This window comes from Aquabacterium sp., assembly GCF_035476535.1.
Classification (GTDB): Bacteria; Pseudomonadota; Gammaproteobacteria; order Burkholderiales; family Burkholderiaceae_C; genus Pseudaquabacterium.
Window position 1 is genome coordinate 1 of sequence record NZ_DATILJ010000225.1, and the last position, 23,005, is coordinate 23,005.

At 68.0% G+C, this 23,005-nt stretch carries 21 protein-coding genes; 8 read left to right on the top strand and 13 right to left on the bottom strand.

The window, feature by feature from the left end:
• From VLK61_RS22065 to VLK61_RS22075, 3 genes are all read right to left on the bottom strand, one after another.
• The coding region (locus VLK61_RS22065) for an efflux RND transporter permease subunit (protein WP_325423981.1) at positions 1-374 on the bottom strand (374 nt) is incomplete at its 3' end.
• The gene (locus VLK61_RS22070) at positions 371-1,525 is read right to left on the bottom strand and encodes an efflux RND transporter periplasmic adaptor subunit (protein ID WP_325423983.1); all 1,155 of its coding nucleotides are present in this window, start codon (positions 1,523-1,525) and stop codon (positions 371-373) included. The genes VLK61_RS22070 and VLK61_RS22065, both read right to left, overlap by 4 nt.
• A gap of 17 nt (positions 1,526-1,542) precedes the next feature.
• Positions 1,543-3,087 (bottom strand): efflux transporter outer membrane subunit, encoded by a 1,545-nt coding sequence (locus VLK61_RS22075; RefSeq protein WP_325424164.1) that lies wholly within the window; start codon positions 3,085-3,087, stop codon positions 1,543-1,545.
• A 97-nt stretch (positions 3,088-3,184) separates the two neighbouring features.
• Here VLK61_RS22075 and VLK61_RS22080 point away from each other — a divergent pair, with 97 nt between their 5' ends.
• Complete coding sequence (locus VLK61_RS22080; RefSeq protein WP_325423985.1) at positions 3,185-3,769, top strand: TetR/AcrR family transcriptional regulator; 585 nt, start codon at positions 3,185-3,187, stop codon at positions 3,767-3,769.
• 135 nt (positions 3,770-3,904) lie between these two features.
• On the opposite strand, the gene VLK61_RS22085 is transcribed toward VLK61_RS22080, so the two are convergent.
• A complete protein-coding gene (locus VLK61_RS22085; protein ID WP_325423987.1) occupies positions 3,905-4,846 on the bottom strand; it encodes a LysR family transcriptional regulator in 942 nt (313 codons plus the stop codon).
• Between the two features lie 103 nt (positions 4,847-4,949).
• Here VLK61_RS22085 and VLK61_RS22090 point away from each other — a divergent pair, with 103 nt between their 5' ends.
• Genes VLK61_RS22090 through VLK61_RS22100 form a run of 3 tightly spaced genes read left to right on the top strand, consistent with a single transcriptional unit; the run spans position 4,950 to position 8,168 of the window.
• The gene (locus tag VLK61_RS22090) at positions 4,950-6,386 is read left to right on the top strand and encodes an amidase (RefSeq protein WP_325423989.1); all 1,437 of its coding nucleotides are present in this window, start codon (positions 4,950-4,952) and stop codon (positions 6,384-6,386) included.
• Positions 6,383-7,390, top strand: a complete 1,008-nt coding sequence (locus VLK61_RS22095; protein ID WP_325423991.1) for a tripartite tricarboxylate transporter substrate-binding protein — start codon at positions 6,383-6,385, stop codon at positions 7,388-7,390. The genes VLK61_RS22090 and VLK61_RS22095 overlap by 4 nt, the downstream gene beginning before the upstream one ends.
• Before the next feature lie 13 nt (positions 7,391-7,403).
• Positions 7,404-8,168, top strand: a complete 765-nt coding sequence (locus VLK61_RS22100; RefSeq protein ID WP_325423993.1) for a class II aldolase/adducin family protein — start codon at positions 7,404-7,406, stop codon at positions 8,166-8,168.
• 1 nt (position 8,169) lies between these two features.
• On the opposite strand, the gene VLK61_RS22105 is transcribed toward VLK61_RS22100, so the two are convergent.
• From VLK61_RS22105 to betC, 5 genes are read right to left on the bottom strand one after another with little or no spacing between them, the layout of a single operon-like run.
• The gene (locus VLK61_RS22105; protein WP_325423995.1) at positions 8,170-8,916 is read right to left on the bottom strand and encodes a GntR family transcriptional regulator; all 747 of its coding nucleotides are present in this window, start codon (positions 8,914-8,916) and stop codon (positions 8,170-8,172) included.
• 14 nt (positions 8,917-8,930) lie between these two features.
• Positions 8,931-9,893, bottom strand: a complete 963-nt coding sequence (locus VLK61_RS22110; protein WP_325423997.1) for a Bug family tripartite tricarboxylate transporter substrate binding protein — start codon at positions 9,891-9,893, stop codon at positions 8,931-8,933.
• The gene (mmsB, locus tag VLK61_RS22115; protein WP_325423999.1) at positions 9,869-10,798 is read right to left on the bottom strand and encodes a 3-hydroxyisobutyrate dehydrogenase; all 930 of its coding nucleotides are present in this window, start codon (positions 10,796-10,798) and stop codon (positions 9,869-9,871) included. The genes VLK61_RS22110 and mmsB overlap by 25 nt, the downstream gene beginning before the upstream one ends.
• A 22-nt stretch (positions 10,799-10,820) precedes the next feature.
• On the bottom strand, positions 10,821-12,320 hold the full coding sequence (locus tag VLK61_RS22120) for an aldehyde dehydrogenase family protein (protein ID WP_325424001.1): 1,500 nt from the start codon (positions 12,318-12,320) through the stop codon (positions 10,821-10,823).
• An 11-nt stretch (positions 12,321-12,331) separates the two neighbouring features.
• Positions 12,332-13,894 (bottom strand): choline-sulfatase, encoded by a 1,563-nt coding sequence (gene betC / locus VLK61_RS22125; protein WP_325424003.1) that lies wholly within the window; start codon positions 13,892-13,894, stop codon positions 12,332-12,334.
• Positions 13,895-13,986: 92 nt separating this feature from the next.
• Here betC and VLK61_RS22130 point away from each other — a divergent pair, with 92 nt between their 5' ends.
• Positions 13,987-15,234: a CaiB/BaiF CoA transferase family protein gene (locus tag VLK61_RS22130; RefSeq protein ID WP_325424005.1), complete on the top strand. Its 1,248-nt coding sequence runs from the start codon at positions 13,987-13,989 to the stop codon at positions 15,232-15,234.
• On the top strand, positions 15,231-16,016 hold the full coding sequence (locus tag VLK61_RS22135) for an enoyl-CoA hydratase/isomerase family protein (RefSeq protein ID WP_325424007.1): 786 nt from the start codon (positions 15,231-15,233) through the stop codon (positions 16,014-16,016). The genes VLK61_RS22130 and VLK61_RS22135 overlap by 4 nt, the downstream gene beginning before the upstream one ends.
• Positions 16,017-16,046: 30 nt before the next feature.
• Here VLK61_RS22135 and VLK61_RS22140 read toward each other — a convergent pair whose 3' ends face one another.
• Both VLK61_RS22140 and VLK61_RS22145 read right to left on the bottom strand, forming a co-directional pair.
• Positions 16,047-17,273: a c-type cytochrome gene (locus tag VLK61_RS22140; protein WP_325424009.1), complete on the bottom strand. Its 1,227-nt coding sequence runs from the start codon at positions 17,271-17,273 to the stop codon at positions 16,047-16,049.
• Between the two features lie 60 nt (positions 17,274-17,333).
• Positions 17,334-18,011 carry an RNA polymerase sigma factor gene (locus VLK61_RS22145; RefSeq protein ID WP_325424012.1) on the bottom strand — a complete coding sequence of 226 codons (678 nt, stop codon included), beginning with the start codon at positions 18,009-18,011 and terminating at the stop codon, positions 17,334-17,336.
• Between the two features lie 162 nt (positions 18,012-18,173).
• Here VLK61_RS22145 and VLK61_RS22150 point away from each other — a divergent pair, with 162 nt between their 5' ends.
• The gene (locus VLK61_RS22150) at positions 18,174-19,109 is read left to right on the top strand and encodes a SphA family protein (RefSeq protein ID WP_325424014.1); all 936 of its coding nucleotides are present in this window, start codon (positions 18,174-18,176) and stop codon (positions 19,107-19,109) included.
• Positions 19,110-19,122: 13 nt separating this feature from the next.
• Here VLK61_RS22150 and VLK61_RS22155 read toward each other — a convergent pair whose 3' ends face one another.
• Positions 19,123-20,244 carry a helix-turn-helix transcriptional regulator gene (locus VLK61_RS22155; protein WP_325424016.1) on the bottom strand — a complete coding sequence of 374 codons (1,122 nt, stop codon included), beginning with the start codon at positions 20,242-20,244 and terminating at the stop codon, positions 19,123-19,125.
• A 9-nt stretch (positions 20,245-20,253) separates the two neighbouring features.
• Positions 20,254-21,840, bottom strand: a complete 1,587-nt coding sequence (locus VLK61_RS22160; protein ID WP_325424019.1) for a gamma-glutamyltransferase family protein — start codon at positions 21,838-21,840, stop codon at positions 20,254-20,256.
• A 188-nt stretch (positions 21,841-22,028) separates the two neighbouring features.
• On the opposite strand from VLK61_RS22160, the gene VLK61_RS22165 reads away from it, so the two are divergent.
• Positions 22,029-22,991, top strand: coding sequence for a Bug family tripartite tricarboxylate transporter substrate binding protein (locus tag VLK61_RS22165; protein WP_325424021.1), 963 nt, complete (start codon positions 22,029-22,031; stop codon positions 22,989-22,991).
• Positions 22,992-23,005 lie beyond the last annotated feature (14 nt).

Consider the following 23,005-nt stretch of genomic DNA (forward strand, 5'->3'; position numbering starts at 1 on the left):
AACTCCTGGCGCACGTCGCCGATCTTCTTTCGCACCTGGTACCAGGCGTTCTCCAACTCCTCCGTGCTGCTGCCGCCCTTCATCCACAGCGTGATGCCGCCGTAGCCCTGGCGCGAGAAGCTGCGCACGTATTCGAAGTGATCCAGCTCCTGCAACCGGCGCTCGATGCGGTTGAGCACCTGGTCTTGCACGTCCTGCGCGGTGGCGCCTGGCCACACGACGATGGCCGTCATCTGCGGCACGTCGAAGTTGGGGTCCTCCAGGCGGCCGAGCCGGCTGAAGGAAATGCCACCGACGATGAGCGTCGCGATGATCAGGAACAGCACCATCGGCCGGTGCGTGACGGCCCATTGCGAGAGGTTGAAGCGTTTCATGGGCTGCTCTTGGCGAGGGGAGCGGGACCGTTCTGGAGCGCACGTTCTGGTGCGCGTTCGATGGGCCGCACGGTGATGCCGGCATCGAGCTTCTGGGCACCAACGCTGACCACCCGGCTGCCGACGGTCAGGCCGGTGACGTGCACCGAGGCGTCGTCGCTCGATACCACCTGGACAGGGACGAAGACGAGGCCGGAGCCCTTGTCGTTGAGCATCCAAACGCCAGCTGGTCCGCTGGCCTTCACCAGCGCGGAGACCGGCAGCACCGCGGCCGCCGGCCCGGTGGACTGTCCCGACAGGTTCAGTTGCAGGGTGCTGCCCAGGGGCAGGGCACTGACCTGGGCGCGGGACTCCGGCGCTGCGGCGTAGCGCACGCGGAAGGTCCGGCCCTGCGCGCTGGCCAATGGAGAAAGCTCACGCAGCACCAGCCGCAGCGAGGACTGGGTGTCGGCCCAGGGCGTGGTATCCCGCCAGGGCGTTGCCGTGGCGGCCAGCGTGCGCACCCGGCCCACCCATTCCTCCGGCAGGTCGGCGACGATCTCTCGCTCACCTTCCCGGGCCAGCGACAGCACCGGCAGGCCTTCGGCGACCACCTGGCCACGCTCGAAGCGCAGTGCGGTGATCACGCCGGCATAGGGCGCCACCAGGGTGGTGTAGCCCTCGCGGTTGCGCGCCAGATCGAGTTGGCGGCGCGACTGCGCCAAGCGGGCCGCGGCCGCATCGGCGCGCGCCTTCTGGCGTTCGTGGTCGGCACTGCCCACCGAGCCATCGGCCAGCAGGCGGCGAAAGCGGGCCTCGTCGGCTGCGGCCTGCTGCGCATCCACGGCCGCGGCCTGCACCTGGTCGGCGGCGCCACTCACGGCGAGCTGATAGTCGGCCGCATCCAGCCGCGCCAGCGGCTGGCCGGCCTTTACGACGTCGCCCAGCTCGACCAGCCGGTCCACCACCTTGCCGCCGGTGCGGAAACCCAGGTCTGTTTCGACACGGGCCCGGACGACGGAGGTGAACGAGCGCGTTTGCGAGCGCGATGGCGAAGACATGGCCCCGGTCACGGTGGTCACGAAGACCGGCTTGACGACCGCAACGGCGGCGGGAGGGTCACTGCAGGCAGTCAGCAGCACGCTGGCGGCGACAACGGCCGTGAGGGACATGGTGGAAAGGGTCCTGTTCACTGGGGCGTCCTTGCGGTAAGAGAAGTCGTGGCAGTGCCGGCCCGGGCCGGCGCGAAACCGCCGCGAAACCCGCCACCGAGGGCCTTGTAGAGCTGCACGTCGGCCAGCACCTGCTGGAGGCGGCTGTCCGATAGCGCGAGTTCGCTGGACAGCACCGATCGCTGCACGTCCAGCAGCACCAGCAGATCGATCTGTCCTTCGCGCCGCAGCGATTGCGCGCGCTGCAGCGAGCGGCGGCGGTGGTCGACGGTGCTGGCCAGCGCAGCGGCGCGCTCGGCCTCCTGGGCGCGCACGAGCAGGCTGTCCTCGACCTCCTGAACGGCCACCAGCACCGCCTTCTGCCAGACCAGCAGTGACTCGTCGGCCCGCGCCGACTGCGCGCGGATGCCGGCGTCGATGCGGCCGGCGTTGAAGATCGGCGCGGCAAAGGCCAGCGCGACGTTCGAGAAGTGCACCGGCGAGAGATCCAGCGCGTTCAGTTTCAGGTCCTGGCGGCCGAGCAGTGCGCTCAGGAAGAGCTTGGGCCAATATTGGGCTCGGGCCTCGGCGCCGCGCAGCGTCTCGGCGGCGACGCGCGACTCGGCTGCGATCAGGTCGGGCCGGCGCCTCAGCAGTTCGCTGGGCTGGCCAGTGCCGATCTCGCGCGCCGCAGGCCAAACAAAGCCATCGTTCTCGCCGACGACGCGCACCGATGGACTGCGGCCGAGCAGCACCGCGAGCCGGGTCTGCGAGATGCCCGCCAGCATGCGCAGTGGAGGAAGCTGCGCATCGAGTGCGTCGGCCTCGGCAAGCGCGCGGTCCAGGTCGAAGGCGCTGGCCTGGCCCTCGCGCTGTCGGCTGGCCACGCGCATCGCCGTTTCGCGCTGCGCGGTGGCGAGGGCTTGCACGATGCGCAGACGCTCTTCGGCGCCCCGCAGCACGAAGTACTGCCGTGCTACCTCGCTGGCCACCAGCAGCCGTGCGCCTTCGACACCGGCTGCCGCGGCGGCTGCGTCTGCTTGTGCCGCGTCGCGCGCTGCACGCACACCACCGGCCAGGTCGATCTCCCAGGCCACATCGACGCCGACGCGCAGCGCCTGTGTGTCGGGCATGCCTTGCTTGACCGGAGCGGGCAGTCCGCTGTCGCTGCGCGAGGCGGACGCCTGCACGCCGACCGTCGGCCACAAGCGAGAGCCCTGGGCATCGCGGCCTGCGCGCGCCTGAGTCACGCGTTGCAACGCGATCGCCACATCCTGGTTGGCGATCAGGGACTGCGCGACCAGTGCTGTCAGCGTCGGATCGCTGTAGCCGGCCCACCAGGCGCCATCCAGGGCTTCGGGGGCAACGGCCACCGGCCCGGCCTGCGCGAATGCGTTGGGTAGTGGCACCGATGTCGCCGGTGCTTGCATCGGCGGCACAGAGCAGGCCGACAAGATTGCCAGCACTGCTGCGCTCGGCATGACGCGGATCGGCCGGTCACCGGGGTGTCGGTCGCGGTGCAGGGCGGGCGTTGTGAATGGCTTCATATGTTGTACCTGTGAGTACAGTAAGTGTAGTCGCATATAATGGACTGTCAAGTACAGAAAGTAGCCGATGTCTCACACCAAGGACGATGTCGCGCACCCGCCGCGCCGCGGCAGGCCGCGCGACCCCGAGCGCTTGCGGCGCATCCTGGAAGCGGCGCGCAGCCACTTCGATGCGCACGGTTTCGAGCGGGCCAACGTCGACGCCATCGCCGCCGAGGCCGGTGTCTCGAAGATGACCATCTACAGCCACTGCGCTTCGAAGGAAGGGCTGTTCGAGGCGGTGATTCGCGATCGCACCGATCGTGTGGTGGGCGGGCTCGCCGGCCTCGAAGCGCTGGACCCGAAGCAGCCCCGCAAGGCGCTGCTGGCCATCGGAGCGCAGTTCCTCACGCTGGCGCGCGAGGAGGCCACGCTGGGCCAGTTTCGCTCGGTCTACGGCGCCGCCGCCACGCAGCGCGAGGCGTGCCGAGCCTTCTACAGGCAGGGGGCCGACAGGCTGATAGGCGACCTCGCGGCCTATCTGCGCCGCGCCGATGCGGCCGGCACGCTGAACATACGGCAGCCGCGTCAGGCGGCGGACCTGTTCCTGGCCATGTTCCTTGGCGATGGCCACATCCGCGGGCTGATGATGCTCGATATGCCCGACGCGCGGGAAGACAGGGCGCTGCTGCAGGAAGCGGTGCGAGTGTTCATGGCGGCCTATGCGAAAGCACCTTGACCGAAGAGCACCAGGGTGAGATGAACTCACAGGCCCCGACGGGGAAGTCGTCGCCGCCTGATCCGTTGCTTGAGCGGGCAGGGTGATGTCGAGGCTGGCCGTCCCGGTAGGGAAGTCGGGCCCTTGGCGGAAACCTCAGGTGCTTCTCTTCTTGGTCTCCGTGAAAGTCGGGGACCAAGACTTGGCACGCGATCCGAACACTGCCCGCGCCACTGCAACAAAGGGGTCGACCAAGGGACTGACGAGGTCTAGCCGCCAGCACGCTGCCACGTCAAAACTCTCAGGCACGTCCTGCAAGGGCCGCAGGACCACGCCGGTCGGTGCGCTTGCCGCGGCACAGGCCGGGACGATGGCGTAGCCCTCGCCCGCGAGCACCAAGGCCATCGCCGCGTGCACGGTCTCGACGCGCTCGACCACCTGCATGCTCACCTGATGGCGCCGCAGCAGTGAGGCCACCAGGGACGTATCGGCGTCCTCCTTGAACGTCGGCAGACCGATCAGGCGCAGGCCTTGCAATTGCGGGACGGGCACGGCCTTCAACCGGGACAGGCGCGCGTTGGACGGCATCGCCAGGCGCAGCGGCTCCGATCCGACGACGGCGGTGGCCAGTTCGGCGCGCGTGGGCTGTGGCATGCACAGCCCGATCGTCACCCTGTGGCTGAGGATCTGTGCCTCGCAGGTCAGCGCACTCATCTCGACGAACTGCAGCTCGACGTTCGGCAGCGCCACGCGCAGTGCGGGTACCAGCCGCGGCAGCCAGGCGTAGCCCAGCGAGAACATGTAGCCGATGGACAGGCGGCCGCGATGTCCGCCGGCGATCGCCCGGGCCGACTCGAAGCCCTCGTTGGCGAGCGCCAGCGCTTCCCGAGCCCGTACATAGAGCGCGCTGCCCGCGTCGGTCAGGCGCATGCCGCCCGGCTCCCGGTGGAACAGCGCCGCGCCGATCTGGGTCTCGAGTTTGCGGATGTGGACCGAGAGCGGCGGCTGCGCCATGTGCAACTGCTGCGCCGCCTTGCCGACGCTTCCCGCCTCTGCGACAGCGACGAAGTGCCGCAGGCTCTTGAGTTCGTAGGGCATATGCGTTTCGTATGGGCCGATGGTTATCGAGTATTTGATCCTGTGCAGTCCGCGTGTCAATCTTGATCCACACGCAACGTTGCGTGCTTGCACAGCATCCGAAATGAACGAGGAACTTTGTCTCTTGCCGGCCACCCGATTGCGTGAAGCGATCGGTCGCCGGGACTTGTCGCCCGTCGAGCTGGTGCAGGCGGTCCTGCAGCGGGCCGATCGCCTGCAGGCGCGGCTCAATTGCTTCATCACGATCTGCCATGACGAAGCCCTGCGTGAGGCGCGCGCCGCAGAGAGCGCGGTGATGCGCGGCGAGCCGCTCGGCTTGCTGCACGGCATTCCCTACGCCTGCAAGGACTTGGTCAACACGCGCGGCGTGCGCACGACGCTCGGATCGAAGCTGCACGCGTCGACCGTTCCGGACCACGATGCGGTTGCGGTGCAGCGCCTTCGTGCACAAGGCGCCATCCTCATCGGCAAGACGACGACCTCGGAATTCGGTGCCAAGTGCCTCACCGACGCCCCCTTGTTCGGGCGCACGCCCAACGCTTGGAACCCGCTGCACACCAGCGGCGGGTCCAGCGGCGGCGCGGCCGTGGCGGTGGCGAGCGGCATCGCGCCCATCGGCGTGGCCACCGACGGTGGCGGCTCCACGCGCATACCGGCGGCGTGCAATGGCGTGGTGGGCTTGAAGCAGAGCATCGGCGTCGTGCCGCATTCGCAGGCGCTCGATGCCATCGGCAATCTGACCTACGTCACGCCGATCTCGCGGACGGTCGCCGACACGGCCTTGATGCTGCAGGCAATGGCCGGTGAGGATCCGTCGGATCCCTGGTCTGCCGGCGTGCGGCCGGCCGCTTATCTCGACGCTGCGCAATCCATGGCGGACCTGCGCGGCAAGCGGGTGTTGTTCGCCTTCGCGCCTTCGGGCCGCCCCATTGCCTCGGACGTTCGCGCCTGCTTCTCTCGCGCCATCGGCACGCTGCAGGATCTGGGTGCCGAGCCGATCGAGATGTCGACGGAAGGATGGGACATCGAGCCGATCTGGCGCACGATCAACCACACGGTATGGCGTGCACGATTCACGAGCCTGGCCGAAGCGCACCCCACCGAGTTGAGTCCCTCGCTGATTCGTCAGTTGGCGTTGGCCAGTGAGTACAGCGCGGTGGACTACCAGAACGCCAATTTCGAGCGCACTCGGCTGTTCCGTCGTGTCCAGGATCTGTTCGCTAAGGCCGACTTCATCGCCGTGCCGACGCTGTCGCGAACCGCGCCATCGATCGAACAGGACTTGTTCGATCCGCTGGAGATCGACGGTCGCTCGTACGCCGAGATGCGACCGAACTGGTTTCCCTGGACCATGCCTTTCAATCTGAGCGGCCATCCGGCCGTCACCTTGCACTGCGGATTCGGTGCCGACGGCCTGCCCGTCGGCGTGCAGCTGATCGGGCGCCTGCACGGCGAAGCCGAACTGCTGCAGGCCGCCACGCTCTTCGAACGGGAAAGCAATCTGCTCGGCCACTGGCCCAACCTGGACGCATCATCATGACAACTACCATCTTTCGTCGCCCTGCGGCCGCATGGCTCGTGTTCCTGCTCGTGGCCCTGGGTGTGTTCACGCTGCCCGTCTCGGCCCAGACCCCGGCATCCGCTGCGGGGGTGCCGTTGCGCCTTGTCGTCGGCTTTGCGCCGGGAGGTGCGCTCGACATGCTCGCGCGGGCGGTTGCAGAGCAACTGCGCGCCGGCGGAGAGGGGCAGGTGCTGGTCGAGAACAAGCCCGGCGCATCGTCGCGGATCTCGATCGACTACGTCCGCACCTCTCAGGCCAACGGCCGCACCGTGCTGCTGTCGTCGAATGCGCCGCTGATCCTCTTTCCGATGACCTACCGCAGCCTGAGCTACGACGTCGATCGCGATTTCATTCCGGTGGCGCATCTGGTCGAAGTTCCGACTGTCGTCTCCACCGGCGCGGATCAACCCTTTCGCTCCCTGCCGGACTACATCACCTGGCTGCGCGCCCATCCGGCCCAGGCGAATGTCGGCCTGACCTCGCTGGGCGGCGCGCTGCATTTCGCGGTGATCGGCATGGGACGCGAACTGGGCCTGCCGCTCACGCCCATTCCGTACAAGGGCGGCGCACCGCTGGTCACCGATCTGGTGGGCGGCCAGGTCCCGTTGTCGACCGATGCGCTGGCCAGCCAGTTGGAGCTGCACCGAAGCGGCAAGGTGCGCATCCTCGCGGTCTCCGGCCTGACGAGAAATGCCGCGCTGCCCGAGGTGCCCACCGTGCACGAGGCCGGCATCAAGGCCTTCGATCATGCGAACGCGGCCTACGGTGCCTATGTGCCGACCGGCACGCCGCCCGAGGTGGTGCGCAAGCTCGAAGCGGCGCTGATCGCCGCAATGCGCACGCCGCAAGTCAAGGAAGCGATGAGCCGGGCCGGCATGGGCGCCACCGGGCTGCCAGGCAAGGACTTGCGCCGGATTCTGGACGACGAACGCCGCTTCTGGCGGCCGATCGTGCAGGCCTCCGGCTTCCGCAGCGAAGACTGACCCGGGGAAACAGATGAAGACCACCGACATGGACCCCGCCGAATGGCAATTGCGCTGCGAGCTGGCCGCTTGCTATCAACTCACCGACCTGTACGGCATGTCCGACCTCGCATCCACCCACATCTCGGTGATGCTGCCCGGCCCGGCGCACCACTTTCTGGTCAATCCGCTGGGTGTGCTGTTCGACGAGATGCGCGCCTCCGACCTGCTGAAGGTCGATCTGCACGGGCGCGTCATCGACGGCGATCCGGCGCTGCTCAATCCCGCCGGCTTTGTGATTCACAGTGCGATCCACATGGCGCAGTCGAACATCGTCTGCGTGATGCACAGCCACACCGTGGCCAACAACGCGATCGCGATGCAGGCGGCGGGCCTGCGCCCCTTGAGCCAGAAGGCCTGTGTGATGCTCGACTTCCTGGGCTACCACGACTATGAAGGCGCGGCGCTGGACGAAGACGAGCGCGAGCGTCTGGTGCGCGACCTCGGCCTCGAGGGCCGGGTGCTGATCCTGCGCAACCATGGTGCCCTGACCGTCGGCCGCAGCGTGGGCGAGGCCTTCTGCTGGATGCACCGCCTCGAGACGGCCTGCAAGTACCAGATCGACGGCCAGGCCGGCGGACTGGCGCTGCATGAGTTGTCGGAAGCGACGATCCAGCACACGCGGGCCCAGGGCCGCAGGATGCTCGGGCCGGGCGGCTTCCTGGAGACCGGCAAGGTGGAATGGCCTGGCTTGCTGCGCAAGCTCGAGCGCGAGCGCGGAAGCGGCTTTCGGACCTGAATCAGAGAAACGAAAACGCCGTCGATTGGGCGAACGCATCGCGAATGTGCTGGATGCGTTCGCGGTTGAGCTGCTCGGCCGATGCCGCGTCGCCGCGCGTGATCGCGGCGAGCAGCTTCTCGTGCTCGGTGATCGAGGCTTCCATGCGGCCGGGCAGTGCGGCCGTGCGGTTGCCCACCAGGCGCAGGCGATTCTCGATCGCGAGCACGTGTTCGGCCAGCGACTCGCTTCTGCAGCACTCGACGAGCGTGCGGCGAAACGCCAGCGCATGATCGAGGTACGAGACCACGTCGCCCTTGTGTGCGGACTCGGTCAGGCGGCGCAATGACGCCTGAAGGCGTTTCAGGTGCGCATCGTCCATGTGCCGGGTCGCGAGCCGCGCCACCAGGCCTTCGAGCACCTCGCGGATCTCCAGCAATTCCAGCACCTCTTCGGGCGAGAGTTGCCGAACGGTGACGCCGACGAAGGGCACGCGCGTCAGCAGGCGCTCGACTTCGAGCTGTCGAATCGCCTCGCGGATCGGCGTGCGGCTGACCTCGAACTCGGCCGCCAGATCCTGCTCGGTCAGCTTCGTGCCCGGCTTGAGCTCGCCACGCAGGATCGCGGACCGGATCTTCTCGGCCACTTGCTCGACCGACAGGGCCTGGGGTTGGCGCTTGCGCGCAGTGCTCAACTTCTCGACGCTCATTTGCCCCTTATACAAGAGAAGTCGCCCGGGCCATGCGCTGTGCCGGGCGCGCGGTTCCAACGACGATCACGCGCCTACTCCAGCTTGGCGCCCGACTCTCTGACCACAGCGCCCCAGCGAATGACTTCGCTGCGCAGAAAGGCCTTGAACGCTTCAGCGGAGCTGGCGCGGGGCCGGCCGCCGAGCATCACAATGCGCTGCGAGAACTCGTTCGAACGCACGACCTTCTCCAGCGCCTGGCTCAGCTTCTCGACCGTGGGTGCCGGTGTGCCGGCCGGGGCCAGCATGCCGACCCACGGGACCAGGTCGAATCCGTCCAATCCGCTTTCCGACAAGGTCGGGATCGCCGGCATGGCGGACAGGCGTTCCGACGAGCTGACGGCAATCGCCCGCACCTTGCCGCCGGCCAGGAAGGGCTGCGCCCCGGCATAGGCATCGAAGGACACCTGGACTTCGCCGGCGGCGAGGTCGGTCAGGGACTTGGCGGCCCCTTGATAAGGTACATGGGTCATCGCGATGCCGGTGCGCCGCATCACTTCAGTCATCGCGAGGTGCGACACCGAACCATTACCGGGCGACGAGTAGTTGATGGTGCCGGGATGGGCCTTGACGTAGGCAACCAGTTCGCGGAACGAGTCGACCGGCAGCTTGCTGTTGACCATCAGGATCAGCGGCGCGTCGTAGACCAGGCCGATGGGTTCGAAGTCACGCACGCTGTCGTAGCGGAGCTTGTTGTAGAGGAAAGGGTTGCCGGCCAGCGCGGCCGATGCCGACAGCGTCAAGGCCGACCCATCGGCCGGCAAACGCGCGACCGCGGCGAGCGCGGCACTGCCCGATTGCCCGGGCATGTTCTCGACGATCAGCGTGCGCCCGAGCGCCGGGCCGAGCCGTTCGACGAGCAAGCGCGCCACCACGTCGACGGACTGCCCCGGCGGATAGCCGACGATCAGCTTGCCGACCTCGTTCTGCGCCTGTGCGCTCGCACAGGCGAAGAGCAGCGGCAGGGCGACGCTCAGGATGCGGGAGGCGATGCGCATGGGGTCTCCTTCGTTTCGGCGCGTGAGCGCGACGGGTCGAGCAACAGGATGATCGAAGAGAAGTCGAGCCGCCCTCGCCCGTTGGCGCAGTGCACGGCATACATCGCCGCCGCGGCGGCGCCGAGCGGTGTTGGCGACTGGCCGGTGATGGCTGCCTGCTGCGCCAGCCGCAAGTCCTTGAGCATCAGCTCGGAGGCGAAGCCGCCCTCGTAGTCACGGTTCGACGGTGCGCTCGGTACCAGGCCCGGCTCGGGCGCGTAACTCGTCAGCGCCCAGCACTGCCCCGACGATTGCGAGGCGATCTCGAAGAATTTGTGGCTGTCCAGGCCGAGCCGTCGTGCCAGCGCCAACGCCTCGGAGACCGCGAGCATCGAGATGCCGGCGAGCATGTTGTTGCAGATCTTGGCGGCCTGGCCAGCGCCCGCGGCCCCGGCGTGAACGATGGTCTTGCCCATCGCCTGCAACAGATCCTGAGCCCGATCGAAGGCGGCTTCCATGCCGCCCACCATGAATGTTAGCGTCCCTGCCGCAGCGCCGCCAACTCCGCCGGAGACCGGTGCGTCCAGCGTGGCGAGCCCTCGCTTGCCCAGCGCTTCGTGAAACGCGGCGCAGGAGGCGACGTCGATGGTCGAGCAGTCGATGACCAGTGCGCCGTCGCGAAACGGCAGATCGCCCGCGACCAGCACGTCGAGCACCAGCGGCCCGCTGGGCAGCATCGTGATGACGACGTTCGCGCCATCGACAGCGGCTGCGGGCGAACTTCTCGTGGGCAGGCCCGCCTGTTCGGCGCGTCCCGCTGCCGCCGCGCTGGTGTCGAAGCAGCGGACCTCGTGTCCCGCGTCCTTCAACCGGCGCGCCATCGGCAAGCCCATGTTGCCGAGTCCAATGAATCCGATGATCGCCATGTGGCCTCCGAAGTTGAAGACTTCAGGTCATGCTGAAGATGACCGTCTTCTTGTGCGTGAAGTGGTCCAGCATTGCCTCCAGCGAGGCTTCACGCCCGAGGCCCGATTGCTTGATGCCGCCGTAGGACAGGCCGGGCTGCACGACGATGTTCTGGTTCACCTGCACGAAGCCGGCCTGAAGACGCTTCGTGGCGTCCAGCGCGGTCTTCAGGTCGCGTGTCCAGATCGTCGCCGCCAGGCCGAAGTGGCTGTCGTTGGCCGCCGCGATGGCTTCGTCGTAGCTGCGAAAGCGGATCACGCAGGTGACGGGGCCGAAGATCTCCTCGCGTGCCAGGCGGCAGCTGTTGTCGACACCGGTGAAGATCACCGGCCTGACGAAGAGCCCCTGGCGCAGGTCCTCGTGCGTCGGCAGCGTGCTGCATTCCAGCGCCTGCGCGCCGGGGATTGCCCGGCCGCTCTCGATGTAGTCCAGCACCTTGGCCAACTGCCCGCGCGAGATGATGGTGCCGATGTCGGTGGCTTCGTCCAGCGGATCACCCATCTTCAGCGCATCGACACGCGCCTTCAGTGCCGCGACGAAAGCATCGTGGACTTTGTCGTGCACGAAGATCCGGCTGGCTGCCGTGCAGCTCTGCCCTTGGCGCGTGAAGCGCATGCCGGCCACCGCGCCGGCGACGGCCTTGTCCAGGTCGGCGTCGTCCATCACGATCATCGGGCTCTTGCCGCCGAGTTCGAGCGTGACGGGGATCAGCTTCTCGCCGGCGGTGCGAGCGACGATGCGTCCGGTCTCCACCGAGCCGGTGAACGTGACCTTGCCGACGGAGGGATGCGCGACCAGCGGCGCACCGCACTCCGGGCCGAAGCCCGAGACGATGTTCAGCACGCCGGCGGGCAGCTTCTGGTTGAGGATCTGGCAGACGCGCAGCACGGCCAGCGGCGCCTCTTCGGCCGACTTGACGACCACCGTATTGCCGGCCACCAGCGCCGGTGCGATCTTCAGCGCCATCAGCATCATCGGCGCGTTCCACGGGATGATCACGCCGACGACGCCGATCGGCTCGCGCTGCGTGACGGTCAACATCTCCGGGTGGAACGGCACCGATTCGCCCTTCAACTCGGAAGCCAGCCCGCCGTAGAACTGCAGCGCATCGGCGACGACGCCGGCCTCGACGCGACTCTCGGTGCGCAACGCCTTGCCGGTCTCCAGCGCAACCAGCCGGCCGAGCTCTTCGACGTGCTCAGCCAGCAATCGCGCGCAGTCGCTGACGAGTGCGCCCCGCTTGCGTGCCGGCATCGCCGCCCAGGCGACTTGCGCACGCGCCGCGGCGCCGACGGCGCGATCGATGTCGGCGGCATCGCTGAAAGCGGCGCTGGCGATCTCGCGGCCGGTGGCCGGATTCACGACCGGAAACGTCCGGCCGGACGCGGCGCGAACCAGTTGGCCGGCGATCAGGTTGTGTCCGCCGATGGCGGCGGCAAGCCTGTGGGGATCGGTGTCGGGAATGAGGGGTTGCGTATTCATCGGGCGATCCTTCAAGTGGTCTCACTCGGCGTCGGAGCCAGCGGCGGCCAGCGCTTCTTGACCTTGATCACCCGCGCGCTGCCGCGGCGCACGAAGCGCTTGCTGTCGTCGACCTGCGCCTGGTAGTCCCACACCGGCTGCGACTCGGCCGGCAGCGCGTTGATGAACTTGCGGCGTGCCTGGCTGGCCAGCACCTGCGTGGTGATGGCCTGCGGATCCCAGCGCGCCAGCACCGCGGCCTTCAGCTCGGCCAGCACCTCGGGCCGCGTGGCTGCGATGTCGTGCAGCTCGTTGGGGTCCTGCGCCATGTCGTACAACAAGTCGGGGTGGCCATGCGTGTAGATGTACTTGTAGCGGCCGCGCCGCAGCATGCAGCAGGGGCCGGTCACGCCCTCGGCGGTGTATTCGACGAAGGCCTCCGCCGATTCGACGTCTTGTCCGCTCTCGTCGCCGGTGGCCACCAGCGGCGCGAGGCTGCGCCCGTCGATTTTCTCGACCCAGGGTGGCGATCCGCCGCCCTCGGTTGCGAAGTCCAGCAAAGTCGGCAGCAGGTCGACATGCGACACAGGCTGTGCAATGCGCCGATGCCGAGGCTTGCGGGGATCGTGGATCAGCAGTGGGACTTTTGTCGACCAATCGAAGAACACGCGCTTGAACCACATGCCGCGCTCGCCCAGCATGTCGCCGTGGTCGGAGGTGAACACGACGATGGTGTTGTCGTCGAACTTCGTGCGCTTCAGTGTTTCGAGCAGGCGGCCGACCTTGTCGTCGATGTAGCTGACCATCGCGTAGTACGCGTGGCGGGCGCGCCGCACCTGCTCGTCGGTGGCGCCTGCGCGGTCCAGGCCGTGCGAGTACTGCACCCACTGGCTGAGCTTGTCGCGCTGATCCATCGGCATGTCGCCGACGATGGGCAGGTTGATGTCGTCCAGAGAATAACGACCAAGGTACTCGGGCAGGATGTGGTACGGCGGATGCGGGTGCGTGTACGAGACGCACATCATGAAGGGCTGCTCGTCCTCGCGCGCCAGGTCGTACAGGCGCTGGATGGCCTTGGCCTCCACCTCCTCGTCGAAGTCCAGCTGCAGGCTGCGGTAGCAGGAGCCGCTCTCGTCGACCGTGCTCAGGTTGTGGCCCGGTGAATAGAAGCTGAATTCACCTTCCGCCCAGTCGGCCACCCAGCCGAAATCGGCGGGGTAGATGTCGGTGGTCAGCCGCTCCTGGAAGCCGTGCTTCTGGTCCGGGCCGACGAAGTGCATCTTGCCGCTGAGGATGGTCTTGTAGCCCTGCTGGGCCAGGTAGTACGGCAGCGTCGGCGTCGCGGCCTGGAACTCGCAGGCGTTGTCGAAGGCGCCGATGCGCGAAGCGAACTGGCCGGACAGCAGCGAGAAGCGCGCCGGCGCGCACAGCGGGAAGTTGCAGTACGCGTTGTCGAACACGGTCGATCGCTGTGCCAAGGCCGCGAGATGCGGCGCCTTGACGGCGGCGTTGCCATGGAAGGGCAGCACCGGCGCCGACAACTGGTCGGCCATCACGAACAGGATGTTGGGCTTGCGGATGTCGGGCTTGCGCATGCGGGTCCTTGGTTGCGTTGGATTGAATAATAATTGAATAACGGTTGTATGCAATGTAGACTGTGGTCCTCCGTCGAACATGGGGACAAACCATGAGTGATGCCCAATCGCCTCACGCCCATTCGCTGCCTACCCACTCGCTTCCGTTGGCCGGCGTTCGTGTGCTGGACCTGACGCGGGCCTTGGCGGGCCCCTTCTGCACAATGATCCTGGGCGACCTCGGGGCCGATGTGATCAAGGTCGAGCCACTGGCCGGCGACATGATCCGCCAGTGGGGCCCGTTCGACCGCGGCACCAGCGCCTATTACCTGAGCGGCAACCGCAACAAGCGGGCGATGGCGGTGGACTTCCGCGATCCACGCGCGCTGGAGTTGCTGCGCGCGATGGCCGTGCGCTGCGACGTGGTGGTCGAAAACTTCAGGCCCGGCGCCGCCGAGGCCATGGGCCTGGACCACGACAGCCTCGCCGCCCGCAACGAACGGCTGATCCATGCCAGCGTCACCGGCTTCGGCCGCACCGGCCCGGCCGGCGATCGTCCCGGCTTCGACCAGATCGCGCAGGGCTATTCGGGCCTGATGAGCGTCACCGGCTCCGAGGCGTCGGGACCGGTTCGCGTCGGCGTGGCGATCGGCGATCAGACGGCTGGCATGTGGTGCGCGATCGGCATCCTGGCGGCGCTGGCAGAGCGCAGCACGACGGGCAAGGGACGGCGCGTCGAGACCTCGCTGCTGGCCGGCCTGGTCGGGCTGATGAGCGTGCAGGCCCAGCGCTACCTCAGTCTGGGCGAGGTGCCCGGCCTGGCCGGCAACACGCATCCGGTGATTGCACCCTACGGTGTCTTCGAGACCGCGGACGGGCCGCTGAACATCGCACCGGCCACCGACGACATGTGGAAGCGGCTGTGCGCGGTACTCGGCTTGCAGCACCTGCCCGATGACTCGCGCTACGCGACGAATGCCGCACGCATCGAGCGCAGGCAAGCGCTGAAGGACCTCATCGAAACGAAGCTGCGAGAAGGCACGCGCAAGCAGTGGTCGGACAAACTGCTGGCCGCCGACATTCCGGCCGGCCCGATCAACACGCTGGCCGACGTGTTTGCCGACGAGCAGGTGCAGCACCTGCGGCTGGCCGAGGAAGTCGAGCATGCCGAACTCGGCCGCATCCGCCAGGTCGGCAGCCCCATCGTGCTCGACGGCCGGCATGGGCAGAGCATTCGTCGCGCGCCGCCGGTGTTGGGCGAGCACACCTTCGAGATCCTCGAGGAGTTCGGTTACTCACGCAGCGACCTCGATGCGCTGGCCAGCGCCGGCGTGATCCGGCAGCATGGGCAGCCCGCATGAGCGCCGACGTGGCTCCCACGCTCGACATCGAGGGCGATACCGCGACGATCACGCTGCGCAGGCCGTCGCAGCACAACCGCATCGACCCTGACGATCCGCCGCTCATCTGTCGGTATATCGATCAGGTTCGCGCGCAGGTGTCGTTGCGGCTGCTGGTGCTGACGGGCGAGGGCGGCAAGACCTTCTGTTCGGGCTACACGCTGGGGCGCATCGGCACGCACCTGGACCGCTCGTTCGAAGACATGCTCGACATGCTCGAAGCGATCGAGTTGCCCACGCTGTGCCTGATGAACGGCAGTGCGTATGGTGGCGGCACCGATCTGGCGATGGCCTGCGACTTTCGCATCGGCGTGCGGGGTTGCCGGCTGTTCATGCCGGCTGCGCGATTCGGCCTGCACTACTACCCGGGCGGCCTGCGCCGCTTCGTCACCCGCCTCGGTCCCACGGCGACGAAGAAGATCTTCCTCACCGCGGCGACGATGGTCGACGAAGAGTTGCTGCGCATCGGCTTTCTCACCGAGCTCGTGGACAGACCCGATCTCCCCGCAACCATGGCCAGGTACCGGGAAGACATCCGGCGCTGCGAGCCCGACGCGGTCCGCTCGATGAAGCATCACATCGACAGCATCGCCGCCGGCACCTGGAGCGAAGAAGGGGGACGTGCCGCCTACCAGGCCTCCCTGCGATCGCCCGAGACCCTGCGACGGCTGGCGCTGCTCAATGCGGGTCCCGTGTCGTCGCCCTCGGCGCCGACGACGTGCTCGTCCCGGACCCTGTCGTAGAGGCCTTGCGTGATCGCTTCATAGGCCTCATCACAGCGATTTCAGGTACTGCGCGAGGTCCGCGATCTCCTGCGGCGTCAGACCGAGTGCACGCTTGGTGTTGTAGGCGATGCCCACGTCTTCCAGCGTCGCTGCAGACCCGTCGTGGAAATACGGCGCGTGCTGCCAGAGGCCTTTCAGCGGCGACGTGCGGTACATCTTCGTGGCGGAACGCGAGGCGTAGCTCGGCGCCTCGGGTTCGACCACCGAGTCGCCGGGCGGGTGCAGCATCGTGTTCGCATCGGTGAAGCGTGCGCCGGTGTGGCAGCTTGCGCACTGGCCCTTGCCCTCGAACACGAGTTTGCCGCGCGCGGCGGCATCGGTGTCGAAGCTGCCCGACGGAGCGGCCGGTGCGGCGAGCGACAGCTGGTAGGCCTGCAGTGCCGGCAGCTTGTCGCTGACGAGGTCGACCCTGCCGTTGGTGACGCTCAGCGGCAGGCGCGGGTCGGAGAAGCTGCCCAGGCCACCCATCTGGGTCACCGCGACATAGCGGTTCCAGTAGGCGATCGCATTGCCGTCGCCGGTGAAGGTGATCTTGTGGATGCCTGCCAGCCCATATGCCGGCGGAATGACCACCGGCTTGTTCAGGCCGTCGATGTTGTACCGCGGGTCGTACATGCCGGGGCCCCAGCTGTTGAACACCGCCTTCTCGCTCGCGCTCAGGGCCGGCGACAACGCGATGATGGCGCCGACGTTCAGGTCGCGATTCGGCCAGCCGTCCAGCCGCTTGCCGATGCCGGGCGCGAAGGCGTTGTCGACCGTCGAGTGGCACAGCGCGCAGGTGACACCCACGCGCTTGAGCTTGGCGACGCCGTTGTCCATGTCGACCCGGCCCTTGAGCCCGACGACGGCGTCGAGCTCGAGCAGCACAAGCGTCGTGGCCGGGCTCTTGAGGTCGACGCTGCCGTCGACGATGCCGTCCTTGAGCGCCTGCGGCAGTGCGTCGGCATCGACCTTCAGGCCGACCGACAAGGCCGTCGTCGGGTCGACGGCCGCGGCGATCACTTCGTGCATGCGCAGGGCGTCGGTCCACTTCGCCTCGTCGCCGAAGGTCGCGAAACGGAAGATGTGCCTGCCCTGGGCGATGAGGCTGTTGCCGCGTGCCGCCTGGGCGGTTTGCATCTCCGCGCTGTCGGCGTGGCTGCTGCCGCCACCACCGCCGCATCCATTCGCCAGCATGGCGAGCGCGCCCACCACCGTCAGTCCGAAGCGTTTCATCGCATGATCCTCGTTGTCGTCTGTCGGCATAGACGACAGCAGCAGGCCTGGCGTTCCGGCCTACTCGTCGAGTCGGGTATTGACCGCGGCGACGATGCGGTCGCAGTGTTCGCCGCCGAAATCGAACAGATCGCGCGCGGCGACGTCGATCTCCCGTGCCAGCGATTCGCGCAGCAGGCTGCGCGCCCGGAAATGGCGGCTGCGCACCGTCGCCTGCTCGATGCCCAGCACGTCGGCCGTTTCGTCGATGCTCAGTTCTTCCACCGATCGCAGGATGAAGACAAGGCGGAAGTCCCTCGGCAGCGCATCGAGCTTGCGTTCGATCAGCGCGAGTATCTCGCCGCGCAGCAGCGCCTTTTCCGGATCGTCGTGTTCGTCGGCGTGAATGTCTTCCATCTCGTCGCTGGTCCCCATCGGGATGATGTTCTGCCGCCGCGCGCTCTTGCGCAGGCGCCCCATGCATTCATTGAGCACCATGCGCGACAGCCAAGTGGCCAGTGACGACTCGCCGCGAAAGTGAGCGATGCCGCGGTAGGCCGCGAGGTAGGCCTCCTGCAGAGCCTCCTCCGCTTCGGCGTCGTTGCGCATCGTCGCGCGCGCCAGTCGGTACAGCCGCCGGTTGTTGCGGCGCATCAGCAGATCGAACGCGGCCCGGTCACCGGCTGCAACACGGTGGGCAATCGCCATGTCGTCGGGTGGCAAGGCCGCCGTGCCCTCGATGCTGGACAAGTGATTCATGGCCCGAGGCCTCCTCTTGTCATTCTGCCGCCAAGGCTCCCGCGGTGGCAGGCCCCGTAGCTTCCCTAGCTCGGGTACCTCCCATTTGGGAGGTGAACGCTGGCGCAGCGCCTCGTAACCTGATCTCGCAGTTTCAACCACCCCTTGATGCGAGAGCGCGCGATGAGCAGGCACAGTCTTCAGAGTCCTTGGATCCATGGCGCCGTTCTCGGCCTGCTGGCCGCAGCGGGGGCGGCCCAGGCCGTGGAGAACGGCGCGCCGATCACGCCTTTCGGGGTTTTCGACTTCGGCTCCGGCATGCTGCCGCCGCCGACCGAGGTGGCCACCGTCGGCCTGCGCACCGCGTTCTACCGCGCCAGCCAGCTGCGTGACGATGCCGGCCAGCGTTCGCCGGTCGGCTTGAAGCTCAAGGTCGACAGCATCGGCGTGGCGCTGGTGAAGATGACCGACATCTCGGTGCTGGGCGGCAAGTACGGTGCCTATGCCGTGCTGCCCTACCTGAACATGAGCAACCGGCTGAGCATTCCGACGCCGGTCGGTCCGCTGAACCTGGCCGGCAGCGATTCGGCGCAGGGCGACATCCAGATCGCGCCGCTGGTGCTGCAGTGGACGCCGTCACCGGGCTTGTTCGCGAATGCCGCGCTGCAGCTGCAGCTGCCCACCGGTTCCTACGACAAGAACCGGCTCATCACCGCCGGCACGAATCACTGGACGATAACGCCCAATGCCGCCGTCACCTACATCCTGCCCAGCGGCTTCGAGCTGTCGTCGACCTTCCAGCTGAACTTCAATGGCCGCAACAAGGACACCGACTACCGCTCGGGTGTTGAATACCAGCAGGAGTTCGCATTGGGCCAGCACGTCGGGCCGTGGACTTTCGGCGTTGGCGGTTATGTCTACCAGCAGCTCACCGACGACAAGCGCGCGGGGCAGGACATCGGCAATCGCTCCCGCGTGATGGCGCTGGGCCCGGTGATCAACTTCTTCGAGCTGGGTTCGGGCTGGCCGCTGGTGTGGGTGCATGCCTACAAGGAGTTCAACGCCAGGAACCGCGCGCAGGGCACGCACGCGGCCCTGCGCGCAGCCTGGTCGTTCTGAAGGCCGGCCCGCGTCAACCGGGAGCCAGCAATTGCGCCGCGGCCGACGACAGCACCAGCCGCACCAGTTCCGACTGGCGCCGCGCGCCGGTCTTGGATTGCACCTGCTTGAGCTGGCCGCGGGCCGTGCCCACCGAGATGCCGCGATGCTGCGCGTACTGTTCCACCGTGCTGCCGGTGACCATCGCGCCGACCAGGCGGGCCTCAGCCTGGGTCAGGCCGAACAGCTTGGCCAGCGCCGCGGCGGGGATCTCGCCGATGGCACTGACTGGCGTGATGACCAGCATCACCGTCGGTTCGCCCACGCAATGCGGCGTGGCCAGGTTGACGGCCTGCGCCGCCACATGCAGCGCGGCGGCGCCACGCCCGACATTGAGGTAGTGCACGCGGCCTTCACGGTCGACGGCTGCCGCGGCGACTTCACGCAGGAAGGCCTCGGTCTCGGCATGCGTGCGCGCCCGCAAGCCGGCTGGGCTGAGGTGCAGCGAGCCGGGCTCGCACAACAGTGCTTCGGCGCTGCGGTTGAACCACTGCGCGTGGCCTCCGGCGTCGCAGACGATCAAGGCGCAGCGCAGCTGGTCGAAGTGCTGGCGCAGGCGCTCGTCCAGCACGCGCCGCGTCTGCAGCCTGTCGGCCAGCACGAAGGCCTGGCCGATGTGCGGCGCCAGGCTGGCCACGCGCTCGATCTGCGGTGCCGAGAAGACGCGCCGGTCCTCCACCGCGCGGTGCAGCGCCAGCCCGAGGTAGTGGCCGCGGCTGACCTCCTGCAAGCTGCCGATGAACTGGCCCAGGCCCAGCGTGGCCAGCTGCTGCTGCAGCCGCGGCCGGGCGATGTCGCCGGGATCGAACAATTCGTCGTCGCCGGCAATGCGGTTCAGACCGCGCAGCGCGCGCTGCGGGTCCAGCCGCGGATTGCCGCTGTCGGAGATGCCGGCGCTGGACAGCGCATGGCGTTTGCGCGTCTGCGAGTCCTGGGCGGACCAATGGATCTGCGCCCGCGCCCCGTCGAAGCTGAAGGCCTGCACCACCGCGGAGTACGCACCCGTTTCGGCGCACAGGCGATCCAGCGTGCTGGACCAGCGCGTCGGCTCGGCCGCGCTGGCATAGAGATCGAGCAGCAGTCCGTCGGGGGTCATGGCATGCGCTCAGCAGCCCAACGCCAGGCCATCGCGCCGGCCGTCGGAGGCCGCGACATGGTGATCGCCGGCACAGGCCACGATCTGCGCGGCGCCGAAATCCAGATGGCCGGTGGCCAGCACGTCGACACGATGGCCGCGCGCACGCAGGCCCTCGGCCACGCCGCCGGGCATGTGCGCTTCGAGCTTGACCGTGCCATCCAGCGGCGACACCATGAAACGCGGCGCATCGATCATCGCCTGCGGGTTCTGCGCAAAGTCGGCCAGCCGGCACATCATCTGCACATGGCCCTGGGCCTGCATGAAGCCGCCCATCACACCGAAGGCCATGTGCGGTGCGCCAGCGGCATCGGTGGCGAAGCCGGGAATGATGGTGTGCAGCGGTTTCTTGCCGGGGCCGACCTCATTCGGATGGCCGGGTTCGAGGCTGAAGTTCCAGCCCCGGTTGTGCAGTGCGATGCCGGTGCCCGGCACGACGACACCGGAGCCAAAGGCGTAGTAGTTCGACTGGATCAGCGAGACCATGCGCCCGGCTGCATCGGCCGCGGCCAGGTACACCGTGCCCCCCTGGCGCGGCGCGCCGGCGCGGGCCGGCGATGCGTGCCGGGCGTCGATGCCGCGTGCGCGTTCGGCCAGGTAGTCCGGGTGCAGCAGCTCGTCGGCCGAGACGCGCATGCTGCGTGGATCGGCCACATGCGCGTGCAGGTCGGCGAAAGCGAGTTTCATCGCTTCGATCTGCAGGTGCAGCGTCGCGGCGCTGTCCAGCCCGCTGGCCCGCAGATCGAAGTGCCGCAACATGCCCAGCGCCATCTGCGCCGCGATGCCCTGGCCATTGGGCGGGATCTCGTGCAGATGGAAGTCGCCGTAGCGCTGCGACAGCGGGCTCAGCCACTGCGCCTGCTGGCGCGCCAGATCGTCTTCGGTCAAGGCACCGCCTTGTGCACGCGCGCCATCGACGATGCGCCGCGCCAAGGCACCGCGGTAGAAGGATTCCCCCCCGGTCTCGGCGATCTCGGCCAGCGTGCGCGCCTGGTCGGCGAAGCGCCAGCACTCGCCGGCTCGGGGCGCACGGCCCGCGGGCAAGAAGGCCTCGGCGAAACCCGGTTGATCGGCCACCAGCGCGGCCAGTTGCGGCCAGGCCGATGCAATCACCGGCGAGACCGGGAAACCTTCGTCGGCATAGCGGATCGCGGGCTCGAACAGGCGTGCAAACGGCAGCGCACCGAAACGATCGGACAGCGCCTTCCAGCCCGACACCTGGCCGGGCACGGTGACCGAATCCCAGCCGCTGCGCGGCATCTCGCGCCGGCCCGCAAAGCGCTGCGGCAACCAGGCCAGCGGTGCCGCGCCGGTGGCATCCAGGCCATGCAGTTGCCGGCCGTCCCAGACCAGCGCGTAGAGATCGCCGCCAATGCCGTTCATGATCGGCTCGACGACGGTCAGCGTGATCGCCGTGGCCAGCGCGGCATCGATGGCATTGCCGCCGGCCTGCAGCATGGCCATGCCGGCCTGCGCGGCCAGCGGCTGAGATGTCGCAACGACATTGCGCGCCAGCACCGGTGCACGTTGCGTCGGGTAGGGAAGTGTCCAGTCCATGGGAGCGCAAGGCTACGCCTCGGCGGTGGGCTTGAAAACCGGTGCAGCCCGCGAATCGGTGTTCGCCTTGCAAGTTTGCGGAAATCCGATAACGGCTGTTGTGGCGCATCACTAGGCTCGGGTCATGGTCTTGTGGATGGACTGCGGGCATGTCCGCTTCCGCGGCATCCCGGCCGAGGAGACCTCGCATGATCCGATCCGTCCGTTCGCTGCTGGCGCTGTGTCTTGCACTGGGGGTCGACGCCGTGTTCGCCCAGGCCAGTGATGTGCCGGCGCGCATCGTCGTCGGCTTTCCGGCCGGCGGCTCGGCCGACACCATCGCGCGGGTGCTGGGCGACAAACTGCGCGAGGACTTGAAGCGCCCGGTGGTGGTCGAGAACCGGCCGGGTGCCGGCGGCCGCATCCTGGCCGCGGCGCTGAAGACCTTGCCCACCGATGGCTCGGTGGTGATGCTGGCGCCGGATTCCCTGGCCACCACCAACCCCTTCGTGTTCAAGAAGCTGGGCTACGAGGTGGCCGACCTGGTGCCGGTGTCGATGGTCGCGGAGTTCCCGTTCGCGCTGGCCACCAGTGCCGAGGTCGGGCCCAAGACTTTCGCTGAATTCCTGAAGCTGGTGCGCGACAACCCCAAGCGCGCCGACTTCGGCTCGCCCGCCGCGGGCAGCCCGCTGCACTTCGTCGGCCTGATGGTCGGGCGCGACATCGGCGTCGATCTGCTGCATGTGCCGTTCCAGGGCGGCGCGGCGCTGGTGACGGCGCTGGTCGGTGGCCAGCCGACGGCAGGCGTTAACACGCTGACCGACATGCTGGAGATGCACAAGGCCGGCAAGCTGCGCATCCTGGCCGTCACCGGTGCCCAGCGCGCGGCGGTGCTGCCCGATGTGCCGACCTTCGCCGAGCTCGGCGTCAAGCAGGTCATTGCACGCGGCTTCTTCGGCCTGTATGCGCCGGCCGGCACCAGCGCCGCGGCCGTCACCACCTGGAACACCGCGCTGCGCCGCGTGCTGCAGCTGCCCGATGTGCGCGAGCGCCTGGGCGCACTGGCCTTCACGCCGCGCGCCAGCACGCCGGAGGAACTGGTGCAACTGGCCCGCGACGACGCCGCCGTCTGGGGTCCGGTGATCAAGGCCTCCGGCTTCTCGGTCGATTGACCCCGTCTCTCACA

Bases quoted from the DNA above. Each gene is read 5' to 3' on its own strand.
- VLK61_RS22160 (WP_325424019.1), bottom strand. From the start codon at position 21,840: ATGGACTGGACACTTCCCTACCCGACGCAACGTGCACCGGTGCTGGCG.
- VLK61_RS22090 (WP_325423989.1), top strand. From the start codon at position 4,950: ATGAACGAGGAACTTTGTCTCTTGCCGGCCACCCGATTGCGTGAAGCG.
- VLK61_RS22140 (WP_325424009.1), bottom strand. From the start codon at position 17,273: ATGAAACGCTTCGGACTGACGGTGGTGGGCGCGCTCGCCATGCTGGCG.
- VLK61_RS22145 (WP_325424012.1), bottom strand. From the start codon at position 18,011: ATGAATCACTTGTCCAGCATCGAGGGCACGGCGGCCTTGCCACCCGAC.
- VLK61_RS22100 (WP_325423993.1), top strand. From the start codon at position 7,404: ATGAAGACCACCGACATGGACCCCGCCGAATGGCAATTGCGCTGCGAG.
- betC (WP_325424003.1), bottom strand. From the start codon at position 13,894: ATGCGCAAGCCCGACATCCGCAAGCCCAACATCCTGTTCGTGATGGCC.
- VLK61_RS22110 (WP_325423997.1), bottom strand. From the start codon at position 9,893: ATGCGCATCGCCTCCCGCATCCTGAGCGTCGCCCTGCCGCTGCTCTTC.
- VLK61_RS22130 (WP_325424005.1), top strand. From the start codon at position 13,987: ATGAGTGATGCCCAATCGCCTCACGCCCATTCGCTGCCTACCCACTCG.
- VLK61_RS22150 (WP_325424014.1), top strand. From the start codon at position 18,174: ATGAGCAGGCACAGTCTTCAGAGTCCTTGGATCCATGGCGCCGTTCTC.
- VLK61_RS22070 (WP_325423983.1), bottom strand. From the start codon at position 1,525: ATGTCCCTCACGGCCGTTGTCGCCGCCAGCGTGCTGCTGACTGCCTGC.
- VLK61_RS22085 (WP_325423987.1), bottom strand. From the start codon at position 4,846: ATGCCCTACGAACTCAAGAGCCTGCGGCACTTCGTCGCTGTCGCAGAG.
- VLK61_RS22135 (WP_325424007.1), top strand. From the start codon at position 15,231: ATGAGCGCCGACGTGGCTCCCACGCTCGACATCGAGGGCGATACCGCG.
- VLK61_RS22155 (WP_325424016.1), bottom strand. From the start codon at position 20,244: ATGACCCCCGACGGACTGCTGCTCGATCTCTATGCCAGCGCGGCCGAG.
- VLK61_RS22165 (WP_325424021.1), top strand. From the start codon at position 22,029: ATGATCCGATCCGTCCGTTCGCTGCTGGCGCTGTGTCTTGCACTGGGG.
- VLK61_RS22075 (WP_325424164.1), bottom strand. From the start codon at position 3,087: ATGCGACTACACTTACTGTACTCACAGGTACAACATATGAAGCCATTC.
- VLK61_RS22095 (WP_325423991.1), top strand. From the start codon at position 6,383: ATGACAACTACCATCTTTCGTCGCCCTGCGGCCGCATGGCTCGTGTTC.
- VLK61_RS22120 (WP_325424001.1), bottom strand. From the start codon at position 12,320: ATGAATACGCAACCCCTCATTCCCGACACCGATCCCCACAGGCTTGCC.
- mmsB (WP_325423999.1), bottom strand. From the start codon at position 10,798: ATGGCGATCATCGGATTCATTGGACTCGGCAACATGGGCTTGCCGATG.